Source organism: Frankia sp. AgB1.9, from assembly GCF_016786355.1.
GTDB lineage: Bacteria > Actinomycetota > Actinomycetes > Frankiales > Frankiaceae > Pseudofrankia.
Genome location: NZ_JADWYX010000035.1, coordinates 1 through 13,472, shown reverse-complemented (window position 1 = coordinate 13,472; position 13,472 = coordinate 1). Strand labels below are relative to the sequence as shown.

Below are 13,472 nucleotides of genomic sequence, written 5' to 3'. Positions count from 1 at the left end.
GCTCAGCTCCCCGTGCTGCGGTAGCGGCGGACCCCGGCCCGCCAGGCGAGCGCCGCCACCGCGGTGGTCACGACGGCGACCAGCGGGGAGGCGAAGCGCAGCGCGGTGGGCAGGCCGAGTGGGTCGGGTCGGCCCAGCACGTGCAGCGCCGGCAGCCAGCTGACGAAGCCGATCGGCAGCACGACGGTCAGCAGCAGCGCCAGGTGATGGCCGTAGATCGTCAGCGGGTAGCGGGCCGCCAGCGCCGAGCCCTGCGTGCTGGCCGACACGGCGACGGTCGCGTCCGGGGCGACGAACAGCACCGCGGCCGTGGCGACGAACGCGCCGGTCGCGATGACCGCCCCGCAGGCGACCATCCCCGGCACCAGCAGCACGCGGTCCGCGGTCCAGTGGACCGGCAGGGCGAGGCAGCTGACGACGACGATGACGAGCGGCTGCACGACCCGGGCCACCCGCGCCGGGGCGAAGGCCATGGTCGCGGTCTGGACGAGCACGCTGACCGGCCGGATCAGCACGACGTCGAACCGGCCGTCGCTGATGTGCCAGCCCAGCCGGTCGAGCGGGCCGACGAACGCCTCCGCCAGCGCGAACGCCAGCGCCGACGTGCCGTACAGGAACGCGACCTCGGCGAGCGAGAAGCCAGCGAGCCTCGGCAGCTGGGCGAAGATGATCCCGATCGTGGCCAGGTCGAGGACAGTCGCGGCCGCCTCGGTCAGCGAGCGCAGCGCGAGCGACGTCCGGTACTGCCCCGCCTCCCGGAACGCGACCCGGACCAGCAGCAGGTAGGCCCTGGCCTCATCCAGCAGGAGGCGACCCCGCCCGACCAGCCAGCCGGTCCGCGCGTCCCGGGCAGCGCCACCGCGCGGAGCCAGACCGGACGTCGGCGGGTCGGAGTTCGCGGGAGGCATCGTTCAGCCGCCCTGCACGACGAGGCGGCGCAGCGCCCGGCCGGTGGCCAGCCGTGCCCCCAGCAGCAGGGCCACGGCCCACACCGCCTGGAACCCCAGCTCCTGGCCGATCCCGGGACCGCCGGTCGGGCGCAGGTAGATGTCCATCGGGACCTGGACGACCGCGCCGAACGGCAACGACCGGGCGACGGCCCCGAAGGTGCCAGGGAAGATGGTCAACGGCAGCACCGCGCCCGAGAAGAACATCAGCGCCAGCGACGAGACCACGAGCGCGCCGCGCACGTCGGTGATCCAGAACGCTGTCAGCGCCACCAGGTAGCGGATGGCGAACGCGACGAGCAGCGCTAGCGGCAGGCTCGCGGTGAACCCCAGGGCCGCGGCCGTCGACGCCGGCGGCCGGGCGCCGAACACCGCGAGCCCGACGAGCCCCGCCGGCACCGCCCGGCTGACCAGGAAGACGCCGGCCCGGCCGATCTCCCGGGCCAGCCACCAGCGCAGGAACCCGAACGGGCGGGCCAGGTCGACGGCGATCGCGCCGTTCTCGACCCGCCACGGCACGTCGATCATGCCGCCGAAGACGGCGAACGTCGAGGTCAGGGCCTGCCCGAGGACGACGAAGGTCACGGCCCGCGCCACGTCGTAGCCGGCGAGCCCCGGCCGGGCCGTCCACACGGCCTGCGCGATGTAGCCGCGCAGCACCGTCAGCGTGACGTTCGACAGCACCGAGGCGGCGACGGTCACCCGGTAGGCGACGTGGGACCGGGCACTCGCCGCCGCGATGGCCCACCAGGCCCGCGCCTCGGGGACGACTGCGACGGTCACGTTCCCCCCGGGTGCGCGCGGCGGTGGCGCGCCGGTCGTCAGCCCCGGCGTGTCCTTACCGACCGTAACGGCAGCACTCGGTTCTTGTCGGCATATCCGGAGGCCCGGGCGACCCTCCCTGTGGTCCTGCACCGACCAACCGCCCGGTCGGTGCAGGCGGTCCCGGTCCCGGCGCGGGCCGGCCGACCGCCACGGCGGAGGATGGCCGCATGACGGTCGAGAGCGTGCCCGCGGGGGCCGGCCCTGGCGAGTGCCCGTTCACGGTCGAGCGGCCGGTGATGCGCCAGCGCTGGGAGCGGCTGACGTTCCTGCACTGGGCCTACGACCCGGACGCCGTCCAGGCGCTGCTGCCGGCCGGCCTGGAGGCCGAGACCACCGCCGGGGCGGCCTGGGTGAGCCTGGTGCCCTTCTTCATGCGGGTGACGACCGGGCGGCGCGGCCTCGGGGTGCCGTGGGCGTCGTACTTCCCGGAGACCAACGTCCGGACCTACGTGCGCGACGAGCAGGGCCGGCCGGGGATCTGGTTCTTCTCGCTGGACGCGGCCCGGTTCGGCGCGGTCGCCACCGCGAGGACGACGTACCGGCTGCCGTACTTCTGGTCCGCGATGCGTCTCGACGAGGACCGTCCCGACGGGGACGCCGTGGCGGGCACGACGACCTACACCTGCCGCCGCCGCTGGCCTGGGCCTGGCGGCGCCGCCAGCCGCGCGGACGCGACGAGCCGGGTGGTGGTCCGGCCGGGGGAGCCGATCGCCCCGGCGGAGCTCGACGAGCGCGACCACTTCCTCACCGCGCGGTTCCGCCTGTTCAGCCCGGTCCGGTCGGGTGCCCCGCGCACCGCCCGGGCCTGGCACCTCCCGTGGCCGCTGCACAGCGCCGAGCTGCTCGACCTCGACGACACGCTGCTGACCGCCGCCGGCCTCCCGGCCCCGGCCGGCGAGCCGCTGGTCCACTACTCCCCGGGCGTCGACGTGCGCATCGGCCGCCCAGAAGGCTGAGCGTCAGATCAGGGAGCCGAACCTCAGGTCAGCGAGCTGGCGTCCCGCACGGTCGACTCGGCGCCGTCGACGCCGACGGGGACGTCGCCGGTGATCGTGATGCGGTGCATCACCCGGTCGAACCCGGCGGTCCCATGGTCGGTGGGCACCAGGTGGGCGGTCGCCCGGTTGTCCCAGAAGGCCAGGTCGCCGGGCTGCCAGCGGAACCGGCAGGTGAACTCCAGGTTCGTCATGTGCTGGTAGAGCAGGTTCAGCACCTGGGCGCTCTCGGTGTTGGTCAGCTCGACGATCCGGGTCGTGAAGGTGGGATTCACGAACAGCGCCCGCTCGCCGGTCTCCGGGTGGACGCGGACCACGGGGTGGACCGCCTCGAGCGGCGAGCTGGCGAACAGGGCGGACAGCTTGCTGCTGTCACCCCGGTCGAGGTGGAGCTGGTTGACGTGGACGGCGTGCAGCCCGTCGACGAGGTCGCGCAGCGGCGCCGAGAGCGTCTCGTAGGCGGTGACGAGGTTCAGGAAGTTCGTGTCGCCGCCGTACGGCGGGACGAGGACGCCGCGCAGGATCGAGCCCATCGGCGGGTTGCGCAGGAACGTCACGTCGGTGTGCCAGAGGCTCTTGATCCGGATGCCGCCGCCGTGCCGGTCGCCCGAGGAGTCCAGGCCGGCGTACGCGCGGGTGTCCAGCGGCAGGATCTCCGGGTGGCCCTCCAGGGTGGGGAGCGTCGGATGCCCTGGGCCGACCGTGCCGAACAGCCTCCCGAATGCGATGTGCTGGTCCGGCGTCAGCCGCTGGTCGCGGAAGAAGATGACCTTCCAGGCGAGCAGCGCGGCCCGGATCTCGGCGGTGACCGCCGGTGCGAGCGGCTCGGAAAGGTCCACCCCGAAGATCTCGGCCCCGATATGCCCGGACATCGGCCGGATATCCAACGTGCCCGTCGGCCCCGGCCGGGCCTGGGTCGCGTCGGAATTCTGGTTCACAGTTGTCACGGCTGCGCCTCCCTGGTCATCCCAGCATGGCGCCGACAACTGTTAAGTCAACTGTTTTCGGAGGCCCGATGGCCCGCGGGCTCGGCGGCGGACGGCACGGCGGTCAGGGCCGCCGCCGCCATGTCGAAAAGGTCGGTGACGAAAAGGTCGTAGGAGACAGCCTCGCCCCCGCCGAAACCGCCCCCGCCCCCGCGGGCCGCCGGAGACTGGTCGAACCCGGCGAGGGCGGCGAGGCACAGCTCGACGACGTGCCGCAGCCGCAGGCCGCGCAGCGCCGCCGGGGCCTCGTGGAGACGGTCCAGGATCGCCAGGGACACCTCGTGGCCCACCGGCCCGGCCGGCTCCCCGCCGCCGAACCACGGATGACGGTCGGGCGGCGCGGAGACGAACCGGCCGAGGAACCCGACGTAGCTGCTGTCCAGTCGGCGTGCCTCCTCGGCGAGCGGCCGGAACAGCACGTCCACCAGCCCGCGCACGGACTGGTCGAGGCCGGCCGCGCGGGCGGCGGCGAGCAGCTCGGCTCGGCGCCGGTCGAGGCGTGGGACCCGGTGCGCGATGATCGCCTCGAACAGCCCGCGCTCGTCGCCGAAGTGGTACTGCACCGCGTTGTTGTTGCCGTTGCCGGCGGCCCGGCAGATCTGGCGCAGCGACACCGCCGCGAGGCCCTGCTCGGCGTAGAGCTGTTCCGCGGTCAGCAGCAGCCGCTCCCGGGCCTCCCGCGACCGCTGCCCGGCGGCCGGGTCGTCCGGGGCGGCGGCGGCCGGTGGGCGCCCGGCGCTCGGGCGGCCCTCGGCGTGCGGCGTCGCCCTCGACGTGTCGGTCACGGTCCGCTCCGGATCGCCGGCGGGCGCGCCTGTCGCTAACCCGTCCCGCAGCCTAGGCGTCGCCGATCTCCGTCGTGGCGTCGGGTGCGGCACCCGGGCGGCTCTCGGCCTCGTCGTCGGAGACGCCGAGCTCGGCGAGCAGCCGGGCCCGCAGCGCGGCGAACTGCGGGTCGGAGCGGTGGCGGGCCCCGGAGAGCCGCCCCTGCTCGTCGTGTGAGAGCCTGACCCGCTCGTCGTGGGAGAGCTGCCCGTCGGTGAGGACGGCGACCCGGTCGGCGAGCAGGATCGCCTCGTCGACGTCGTGGGTCACGAGCAGCACCGCCGGGCGGTGCCGCCGGCACAGGTCACGCAGCAGCCGGTGCATCCGGATGCGGGTCAGGGCGTCCAGCGCGCCGAACGGCTCGTCGAGCAGCAGCAGGCCGGGGGAGCGGACCAGCGCGCGGGCGAGCGCGGCGCGCTGCGCCTCGCCGCCGGACAGCGTCGCCGGCCAGTCGCGCTCCCGGCCGGCGAGGCCGACCTCGGCGAGCGCGTCCCGGGCCTGGCCGCGGGCCTCGCGGCCCTTCAGGCCGAGAGTCACGTTGTCGACCACCCGCGCCCACGGCAGCAGCCGCGGGTCCTGGAAGACGACCGCGCTGCGCTCGGGCACGGTCGCGCGGCCGGTCGCCGCGGCGTCGAGGCCGGCGAGGATCCGCAGCAGGGTGCTCTTGCCGGAGCCGGACCGGCCGAGCAGCGCGACGAACTCGCCGGCCGCGATGTCCAGGTCGATCCCGTCGAGCACGACCCGCCCGCCGAACTCCCGGCGGACGTCGCGGACCCGCACCGCGGGCCCCTCGAGGTCACCGGCCACCGTGCCGGGCACGGCGGCCGGCGCGGTCGCGGGCACCCGGGCGACGGCGAGGGCGGGGGAGCGGGACGTCGTCTGCGTGGTCATGTTGCCTCCAGGCCTCGGCGCCAGGCCAGCGCGCGGCGTTCGAGCAGGCGGACGAGCGCGTCGGAGAGCAGGCCGAGCACGCCGTAGACGGCGAGGCCGACGACGATCACGTCGGTCTGGCCGAACGTGCGGGCCTGGTCCATCAGGTAGCCGATGCCGCTGGAGGCGTTGATCTGCTCGCTGACCACGAGGATCAGCCACGAGATGGTCAGCGCGAACCGCAGGCCGACCAGGAACCCGGGCAGGGCGCCCGGCAGCACGACCCGCCGGATCAGCGCGAGCCGGCCGAGCCGCACGGTGCGGGCCAGCTCCACGAACCGCCCGTCGACGCCACGGATCGCCGCGAACGTGTTGATGTAGACGGGGAACGCGGTGCCGAGCGCGACGAGGAAGACCTTCACGTGCTCGCCGATGCCGAACCAGAGGATCGCCAGCGGCACCAGGCCGAGGATCGGCACGGCCCGCAGGATCTGCACCGGCGCGTCGACGAGGTCCTCGCCGAGCTGGAACAGCCCGGCCACGACCGCCAGCACCACCGCGACGGCGACCCCGAGCAGCAGGCCGAGTGCGACCCGCCGCAGCGAGATCGCCAGGTTGTGCCCCAGCGTCCCGTCGGCGGCCAGCGAGTAGCCGGTGTGCAGGACGGTCCACGGCCCGGCGAGGATGTCCGGCTGGATCAGCCCGGTCGAGGACCCGATCTGCCAGAACGCGACCAGCAGCACCGGCCCGAGCAGCCGGCGCAGCCCCTTCGGCACCGGCCGGCGGGCCGGTCGCAGCGGGTCCGCCAGCGCGATCTCGACCCGCCCCGCCGCCGGACCCTCTGACGCCGGACCCCCCGCCGCGGTGCCGGCCGGCGAGGCCGGCACCGCGCGGCCGGAGCCGTCGAGGGCGAGCGACGTCACGCGAACGACCCGCCCTCGCGGGTCTCGGACTGCTCGCCGTGCACGCCGACCGGGATGTCGCCGGCCAGGGTGATCCGGTGCATGACCCGCTCGGAGCCGAGGTGGCCGTAGTCGGTCGGGACGAGGTGGGCGGTGGCCCGGTTGTCCCAGAACGCGATGCTGTCCGGCTCCCAGCGGAACCGGACCGTGAAGGCCGGCGTGGCCAGGTGCTGGTACAGCAGGTTCAGGATCTGCGCGCTCTCGGTGTTGCTCAGCTCGACGATCCGCTGGGTGAAGTTCGGATTGACGAACAGCGCCCGCTCACCGGTCTCAGGGTGCACCCGCACCACCGGGTGAATGCTTTCGAAGGACTTCTTCGAGAACATCGCGAGCAGCTTCGCGCCGTCACCGCGCTCCAGATGCAGCTGATTGACGTGCACAGCGTGCAGGCCGTCGATGAACGCGCGCAACGGCTCGGACAGCGTCTCGTAGGCGGTGACCAGGTTCGTCCACTGAGTGTCGCCCCCGTACGGCGGGATGACGACGCCGCGCAGGATGGATCCCATCGGCGGGTTGTGCACGAACGTCACGTCCGTGTGCCAGAGGCTCTTGACGCTGATCCCTTCGGCGGCGTCATAGCTCTTGCTGTCCAGCGGGAAGATCTCCGGGTGGCCCTCGAGCGTCGGCAGCGTCGGGTGGCCGGGGGTGACCTCGCCGAACTGCGCGCCGAACGCGATCTGCTGGGCCGGGGTGACGTGCTGGTCGCGGAAGAAGACGACCTTCCACTTCAGCAGAGTCGCCCGGATCTCGGCGACGACCTCCGGCGCCAGCGGCCGGGTGAGGTCCACGCCGTGGATCTCGGCGCCGATGTACCCCGACAACGGCCGCACGTCGAGGTTGACCGTCGTGGCGGATTCCTGGGTGAGCGTCATTGCTGGGCCTCCTTGACCGCGGCGTTGTAACGGGCGTCGAAAACCTTGGAGATGTCGACCTTCTTGGGGAGAACCCCGCTGGAGAAGAAAAGGTCGGCGAGTTTCTGGGCGGCGCCGACGCTCGTCGCGTCGATCGGGACGAACGCCGACGGGACACCGGTGCCGACGAGGACCTTCGCGGTGGCCGCGGGCACCTTCTGCTGGTCGACGTAGTACTTCTGGATGAACTCGGCCGTGTGGCCGTCCCGCCAGCCGGCGGCCTTCACCCAGCGCGCTACGAAGTCGCCGAGCGCGGCCGCCTTCGCCGGGTCGGCCAGCACCTTGTGGGTCGTGATCAGGTACTGGGTGATCGGCGACGGGTCGGCGCCGGTGACCTTGTGGGCGGTTGGGTTGGCGCTCAGGTACGTGCTGGCGAGCGGCTCGGGCACGACCCCGGCGTCGACGTCGCCGCGGGCGAGGGCGCTGGAGATGTCGGTGATCGCCAGGTTGACCGGGCTGACGTCCTTCTGGGCCAGGTGCGCCGCGTCCAGCGACCGCAGCAGGTAGGCCTGCAGGATGGTCCCGGTGGTGATCGCGACCTTCTTGCCTTTCAGGTCCGCCACCGAGTGGATGTCGCTGCCCGGCTTCGTGGCGAGGACCAGCTGGCCCGGCGGGTTGTGCCAGGTGGCGATCACCGCGAGGTCCTGGCCGGAGGCCGCCGCGAGCACCGGCGGGGTGTCCGCGACGTAGCCGACGTCGACGGCGCCGGCGCGGAACGCCTCCAGCAGCAGCGGGCCGGACGCGAACGTGGACCAGCTGAGCGTGTACGGCGTGGCGGAGCTCTCGCCGGACAGGTCGAGCGACGGCTTCAGCTGGTTCTGGTCGCCGACGCGCAGCTTGGTCCCGGCCGGGATGGCCGTCGGGTAGCTGGTCGCGGCCGCCGCGGGCGCACCAGCCGAGCCGCCGGAGCCGGAACCGGAGCCGCAGGCGGCCAGCGCGGTGACGGCGAGCAGGGTGCCGAGGGCGGCCAGGACGACAGTGCGGCGCGGCCCGGCCGCCGCCGGCCTTGCTGGGTGCCGAGGCCGGAAAACGGCCGGCGTGAACCGACCTCGGCCGGCCCGGAGGGCAGGCGTGACCACGGGACTCCTCGTGAGAGATGGAATACCGCGCGGCGCCCCGGCGCGGCTGGAGGAATGCGCCCGACGGATCGGCCGGCGCTTTGACGTGCCCACTGAAGCAGTTAAGTCAGCTGTTTGTCAACGTACTTGATGGGAATACTGCTCTATTGTTTCAGGCCGATCTTGCGTTATCCGGGCCGGCCGGCCGGGCCGCCGGCGCCGGGCCGCGCGCGGACCCGCCGCGCCGGACCCCGTCCGCGCCCAGCACCGTCCACGCCCGGTACCGGGGCCCTCGGGACACGGCCGACTTCACGCGGCAGGAGACGCGGACGTTGCTTCGTCGTGGCCAGCACGTGACGATGACCAAGGGCCGGGTGAACGCCATCACGCGGTCGAGGCGAGCGGAGGACGAGCGGTGAGCCGTCAGGTCAAGGGCGTCGTGTCGATGCGGAAGGGCGCGCCGGTCGAGCTGCGCACCGTCGTCGTGCCGGATCCCGGCCCCGGTGAGGTGACCGTCGACGTCAAGGCCTGCGGCGTCTGCCACACCGACTTCCACTACCGCGAGGGCGGGATCTCCGACGACTACCCGTTCCTGCTCGGCCACGAGGCCGCCGGGGTCGTCAGCGAGGTCGGCCCGGGCGTCACGAACGTCGTGCCCGGTGACTACGTCGTGCTGAACTGGCGCGCCGTCTGCGGGCAGTGCCGCGCCTGCCGGCGAGGCCGGCCCTGGTACTGCTTCGACACCGCGAACGCCACCCAGAAGATGACCCTGGAGGACGGCACCGCGCTGTCGCCGGCGCTGGGGATCGGCGCGTTCCTGGAGACGACGCTGGTCGCGGCCGGGCAGTGCACCAAGGTCGACCCGGCCGCGCCGCCGGAGGTCGCCGGCCTGCTCGGCTGTGGGGTCATGGCCGGCCTCGGCGCGGCGATGAACACGGGTGAGGTCGGCCGGGGCGACAGCGTGGCCGTGATCGGCTGCGGCGGCGTCGGCGGTGCCGCGATCGCCGGCGCGCGCCTCGCCGGGGCCGCGAAGATCATCGCGGTGGATGTCGACGACCGGAAGCTGGCCCTCGCGACGACGCTGGGCGCGACCCACACGGTCAACTCGCGCAGCGGCGACCCGGTGGCCGCCATCCAGGAGCTGACCGGCGGCTTCGGCGCCGATGTCGTCATCGACGCGGTCGGACGGCCGGAGACCTGGAAGCAGGCGTTCTACGCCCGCGACCTCGCCGGCACGGTCGTCCTCGTCGGCGTCCCGACGCCGGACATGACGCTGGAGCTGCCGCTGCTCGACGTCTTCGGCCGGGGCGGCCGGCTGAAGTCCTCGTGGTACGGCGACTGCCTGCCCGAGCGCGACTTCCCGATGCTCATCGACCTCTACCTGCAGGGCCGGCTGCCGCTGGAGACGTTCGTCTCCGAGAAGATCGCCCTCACCGACGTCGAGGCCGCCTTCGACGCGATGAAGCGCGGCGACGTCCTGCGTTCGGTGGTGATGCTCTGATGTGCGCCCCGGGGGAACATGGCGCCGGCGGGTCGGCCGCCGGGAGCGCTGACGTCGACGGTTCCGCCTCGACCGGGGCCGAGGCGGCGCCGGAGGCGGGCGACTCGGCGCGCACCGTGGCCTGGGCGCGCGCGGCGGACGGCGCACAGCCGGGTGGGCGGGTCCGGATCGACCACCTGATCACCTCGGGGGTCTTCTCGCTCGACGGCGGCCGGTGGAACGTGGACAACAACGTCTACCTGATCGGCGACGACGAGGAGTGCGTCGTCCTCGACGCCCCGCATGACCCGACGGCGATCCTGGCCGCGGTCGGCGACCGCCACCTCGCGGCGATCCTGTGCACCCACGCCCACGACGACCACGTCGACGCGGCCCTGGCGGTCGCCGCCGCGACCGGCGCGAAGATCTGGCTGCACCCGGCCGACCGCGAGCTCTGGGACCGCACCCACCCGGGGCGCGCTCCCGACCACGAGATCGCGGCTGGCCACGAGTTCACCGTCGGCACCGGCGCCGACGCGGTTGCCCTGACCGCGCTGCACACCCCCGGCCATACCTGGGGAAGCATGTCCTTCCACGCGCCGGACCTGAACACGGTGTTCACCGGCGACACCCTGTTCCAGGGCGGCCCAGGCGCGACGGGCCGGTCGTTCTCCGACTTCCCGACCATCATCGACTCGATCACGAGCCAGCTGCTGGGCCTGCCCGCCACGACGACGGTTCGCACCGGCCACGGCCGCGCGACCACCATCGGCGCGGAGGCTCCCGCGAGGCAGAGCTGGCTCGACCGCGGCCACTGACGGCAGGCCCGCACCGGGAATGCCCGCGCGACCGCGAATCAGCTGGGCAGGACGAAGGTCCAGGCGAGGAAACAGAGGGCGGCGATTCCGACGCTGCTGAGGGCGCGCCGGAAGTTGGTGAACTTCGCCAGTGCGATGACCGCGAGCGTGTGGGCCTGCCGCCAGGCCTCCTCCCGCTGGGTCGCCGCGGACAGCGCGAGCGTGTCCTGCACGGTGATCGTCGCCAGGTGCGGGAAGGAGAACCGGCTCGGCCCGTCATTCGCGGTACGCGGCCGCACCGCCTTGTAGAGGTTGTAGGTGGCGGCGGCGACCGCGATCACGCCGAGGCAGAAGAATGCCACGGCCAGGTAGTTGCGCACCGCGAAGGCGCCGTGCGCAGGCCCGGCGAGATCGCCGAACATTCTGAAGATGGTGTGCTTGTCCTTCGCCACGGTGCCGCCGAGGATCGCGAGCGCCGCGGCGAGGATCCCTACCTTGCCGTCGGCATTGTCGATACGGCTGCTCATTATCTCGATAGCCGAGACCGCGCCGTCCGCGTTGAGGTCAGGCGCCTGCGCGCCATCTCCCGGTACTGGCGGCCCACCTGGCTGGCCCGACGGCGGTATTCCGGAACCATCTGACTGCGTCAGCGCTGCCCCCCGTTGCCCTGGCCGTGGAACACCGCATTCTATCGGTGCGTGGCAGGGCAACGGAGCCGGCTCGGTCAGTCGCTGACCAGCATTTCGCCGGACTGCTGCTGCCAGAGACGGTGGTAGTCGCCCCGGGCGTCCAGCAGCTGCTGGTGGCTGCCCTGCTCGACGATGCGGCCGTTGTCGACGACGACGATGCGGTCCATCCGCAGCAGCGTGGACAGCCGGTGCGCGACGGCGATCACGGTCCGGTCCGCCCAGAGTCCTTCCAGGGCGTGCTGGACCAGCCGCTCGCTCTCGCTGTCCAGGGCGCTCGTCGCCTCGTCCAGCACCAGCAGCGGCTTCTGGTCGAGCAGCGCGCGGGCGATCGCGATCCGCTGGCGCTGGCCGGTGGACAGCTTGATCCCCCGCTCGCCGACCAGCGTGTCGTAGCCCTGCGCGGCGCGGACGATGAACTCGTGCGCGTGCGCCCGGCGGGCCGCCTCGTGCACGTCGGCGTCCTCGAGGTCCCCGGGCGCCCCGTACGTGATGTTGTCGCGGATCGACCGGTGGAACAGCGAGATGTCCTGCGGCACGTAGGAGATCGCCGCGGCCAGCCGCCGGTTCGGGATCGTCCGGCCGTCCAGCACGACCGTCCCGAGCGGAAGCCGGTAGTAGCCGAGCAGCAGCTTGAGCAGCGTCGTCTTGCCGCTGCCCGACCGCCCGACGACGCCGACCTTCTCCCGTGGCTCGATCGTCAGCGTCACCCCGTCCAGCACCTGGATCGCCGGGTTGTCCGGATAGGCGAACGTGACGTTCCTCAGCTCGAGACGGCCCAGCGGCCGCGAGCCGTCACCGGCCGGAGCCGGAGCTGGAACTGGGGCTGGGACTGGGGCGACCGACAGGCGGGGGACGTCCGCCGTGCCCTGGGCCGGAATCTCGTCCGGGCCCGGAGCGTCCGGGTCGGGGAACGCGTCGTCGTCCAGGACGTCCCGGTCGCCGAACAGGTAGGCGTACGCCTCTTCTACCCGGGCCAGCCGCAGGTTGAGCTGGGAGGTCTCCCAGATCGCGCCCCAGATGAAGTCCGAGAAGATGAGCAGCGCCGACAGGAAGGTGGTCAGCTGGCCGATCGTCAGCTCGTGGTGCATATAGAGGTAGAGGTTCAGTAGAAGCGCGCCGGGCCAGACCAGGTAACGCACCACCAGGCTCATCGAGCCCCAGAACATGATGGCCCAGAACATCGACCGGTTGGACGCGGTGACCACGTCCTGGCGGCGTTCGACGACCAGCGCGTGCTCGTCGTTCTCCCGCCGGAACGACTTCACGCTCACGAAGTTCGCGACGACGTCGATGATGTAGCTTTCCATCTCGGCGTTGACGTCGGTCGAGCGCTTCTCCTCCCGGGCCGAACGGGCCGCGGTCCGACGCCCGACCAGAAGCATCACCAGAATCGCCGCGCTGAACAGCAGGCCGGTCGGCAGGTTCACCGTGAACATGATCAGCACGATGGACGGCAGCTTGACGGCCAGTTCCACGTAGTTGAAGCAGACGTTGTCCAGGAAGTCCCGGAACTCCTGCCCCAACGTGCGCGCGTAGCCGCTCACCTTGCCCGTGGCCCGGCCGGCGAAGTACGGGTACTCCTGGTCGATCACCCGGCGGAACAACAGGTTCTGGTAGTCGTAGCCCCGCGGGTTGAGCCACTTCATGTACATCAGCTCGGCGGTCCGCCAGAACAGGTCGTGACAGACGCTGCAGGCGATCAGCGCCGTGGTGAAGGCGACCACGTGGCCGTGCGGGGTGCTCGCGAGCGCGGCGACGAACCGGCCGATGAACAGCGGAATGACGGCGAGCGCGATGTCGGCGACGACGAAGACGGCGACGACGGCGAGCACCGACCGGCGGAACGTCCACATGAAGCGGAGATAGGAGCGAAGGCCCGCGTGCCCGCCGGACTGGACGGGTTTACCGTCGACGGCCGGCTGGTCGGGTGTGCGGACATTTCCGGCTGGTTGTGGACCGGACGTGGACGCGAGAGCGCCGGCAAGGCCGTCCGCCGTTACCGGGCGCCGCGCGCGCGCCCGGCGGCCGGGGGGGGGGGGGGGGGGGGGGGGGCGGCGAGCTGCCAGATCAGGTCCCGTTCGCGCAGATACCGCTCCTGGAGGTGCTCGTGCGCGGTGCGGCTGCCGT

The 13,472-nt window shown here is 72.8% G+C and carries 13 protein-coding genes; 3 read left to right on the top strand and 10 right to left on the bottom strand.

Annotated features, from left to right (window positions below; all coding sequences use genetic code 11):
- Positions 1 to 2: 2 nt before the first annotated feature.
- Both I6A60_RS15950 and I6A60_RS15945 read right to left on the bottom strand, forming a co-directional pair.
- Positions 3 to 908 carry an ABC transporter permease gene (locus I6A60_RS15950; RefSeq protein ID WP_203022942.1) on the bottom strand — a complete coding sequence of 302 codons (906 nt, stop codon included), beginning with the start codon at positions 906 to 908 and terminating at the stop codon, positions 3 to 5.
- A 3-nt stretch (positions 909 to 911) separates the two neighbouring features.
- Positions 912 to 1,730 carry an ABC-2 family transporter protein gene (locus I6A60_RS15945; RefSeq protein WP_203022943.1) on the bottom strand — a complete coding sequence of 273 codons (819 nt, stop codon included), beginning with the start codon at positions 1,728 to 1,730 and terminating at the stop codon, positions 912 to 914.
- A 209-nt stretch (positions 1,731 to 1,939) separates the two neighbouring features.
- Here I6A60_RS15945 and I6A60_RS15940 point away from each other — a divergent pair, with 209 nt between their 5' ends.
- Positions 1,940 to 2,728 carry a YqjF family protein gene (locus I6A60_RS15940; protein WP_203024799.1) on the top strand — a complete coding sequence of 263 codons (789 nt, stop codon included), beginning with the start codon at positions 1,940 to 1,942 and terminating at the stop codon, positions 2,726 to 2,728.
- Positions 2,729 to 2,751: 23 nt separating this feature from the next.
- Here the strand turns inward: I6A60_RS15940 and I6A60_RS15935 are convergent, their stop codons facing one another.
- From I6A60_RS15935 to I6A60_RS15910, 6 genes are read right to left on the bottom strand one after another with little or no spacing between them, the layout of a single operon-like run.
- Positions 2,752 to 3,714, bottom strand: a complete 963-nt coding sequence (locus I6A60_RS15935; RefSeq protein ID WP_203024800.1) for a TauD/TfdA family dioxygenase — start codon at positions 3,712 to 3,714, stop codon at positions 2,752 to 2,754.
- A 47-nt stretch (positions 3,715 to 3,761) separates the two neighbouring features.
- Positions 3,762 to 4,538, bottom strand: a complete 777-nt coding sequence (locus I6A60_RS15930; protein WP_203024801.1) for a TetR/AcrR family transcriptional regulator — start codon at positions 4,536 to 4,538, stop codon at positions 3,762 to 3,764.
- 52 nt (positions 4,539 to 4,590) lie between these two features.
- Positions 4,591 to 5,469 carry an ABC transporter ATP-binding protein gene (locus I6A60_RS15925; protein WP_203024802.1) on the bottom strand — a complete coding sequence of 293 codons (879 nt, stop codon included), beginning with the start codon at positions 5,467 to 5,469 and terminating at the stop codon, positions 4,591 to 4,593.
- Entirely contained in the window at positions 5,466 to 6,371 is a 906-nt protein-coding gene (locus tag I6A60_RS43550; protein WP_203024803.1) for an ABC transporter permease, read from the bottom strand. The genes I6A60_RS15925 and I6A60_RS43550 overlap by 4 nt, the downstream gene beginning before the upstream one ends.
- Positions 6,368 to 7,282 carry a TauD/TfdA family dioxygenase gene (locus I6A60_RS15915; RefSeq protein WP_203024804.1) on the bottom strand — a complete coding sequence of 305 codons (915 nt, stop codon included), beginning with the start codon at positions 7,280 to 7,282 and terminating at the stop codon, positions 6,368 to 6,370. The genes I6A60_RS43550 and I6A60_RS15915 overlap by 4 nt, the downstream gene beginning before the upstream one ends.
- Positions 7,279 to 8,400 carry an aliphatic sulfonate ABC transporter substrate-binding protein gene (locus I6A60_RS15910; protein ID WP_203024805.1) on the bottom strand — a complete coding sequence of 374 codons (1,122 nt, stop codon included), beginning with the start codon at positions 8,398 to 8,400 and terminating at the stop codon, positions 7,279 to 7,281. The genes I6A60_RS15915 and I6A60_RS15910 overlap by 4 nt, the downstream gene beginning before the upstream one ends.
- A gap of 394 nt (positions 8,401 to 8,794) precedes the next feature.
- On the opposite strand from I6A60_RS15910, the gene I6A60_RS15905 reads away from it, so the two are divergent.
- Both I6A60_RS15905 and I6A60_RS15900 read left to right on the top strand, forming a co-directional pair.
- Positions 8,795 to 9,880, top strand: a complete 1,086-nt coding sequence (locus I6A60_RS15905) for an S-(hydroxymethyl)mycothiol dehydrogenase (protein WP_203024806.1) — start codon at positions 8,795 to 8,797, stop codon at positions 9,878 to 9,880.
- Positions 9,880 to 10,677, top strand: coding sequence for an MBL fold metallo-hydrolase (locus tag I6A60_RS15900; protein WP_203024807.1), 798 nt, complete (start codon positions 9,880 to 9,882; stop codon positions 10,675 to 10,677). Before I6A60_RS15905 ends, I6A60_RS15900 begins: the two co-directional genes overlap by 1 nt.
- Before the next feature lie 38 nt (positions 10,678 to 10,715).
- Here the strand turns inward: I6A60_RS15900 and I6A60_RS15895 are convergent, their stop codons facing one another.
- Positions 10,716 to 11,183 carry a Pycsar system effector family protein gene (locus I6A60_RS15895; RefSeq protein ID WP_203024808.1) on the bottom strand — a complete coding sequence of 156 codons (468 nt, stop codon included), beginning with the start codon at positions 11,181 to 11,183 and terminating at the stop codon, positions 10,716 to 10,718.
- Between the two features lie 197 nt (positions 11,184 to 11,380).
- Positions 11,381 to 13,198, bottom strand: coding sequence for an ABC transporter ATP-binding protein (locus tag I6A60_RS15890; protein WP_203024809.1), 1,818 nt, complete (start codon positions 13,196 to 13,198; stop codon positions 11,381 to 11,383).
- Between the last annotated feature and the right edge of the window lie 274 nt (positions 13,199 to 13,472).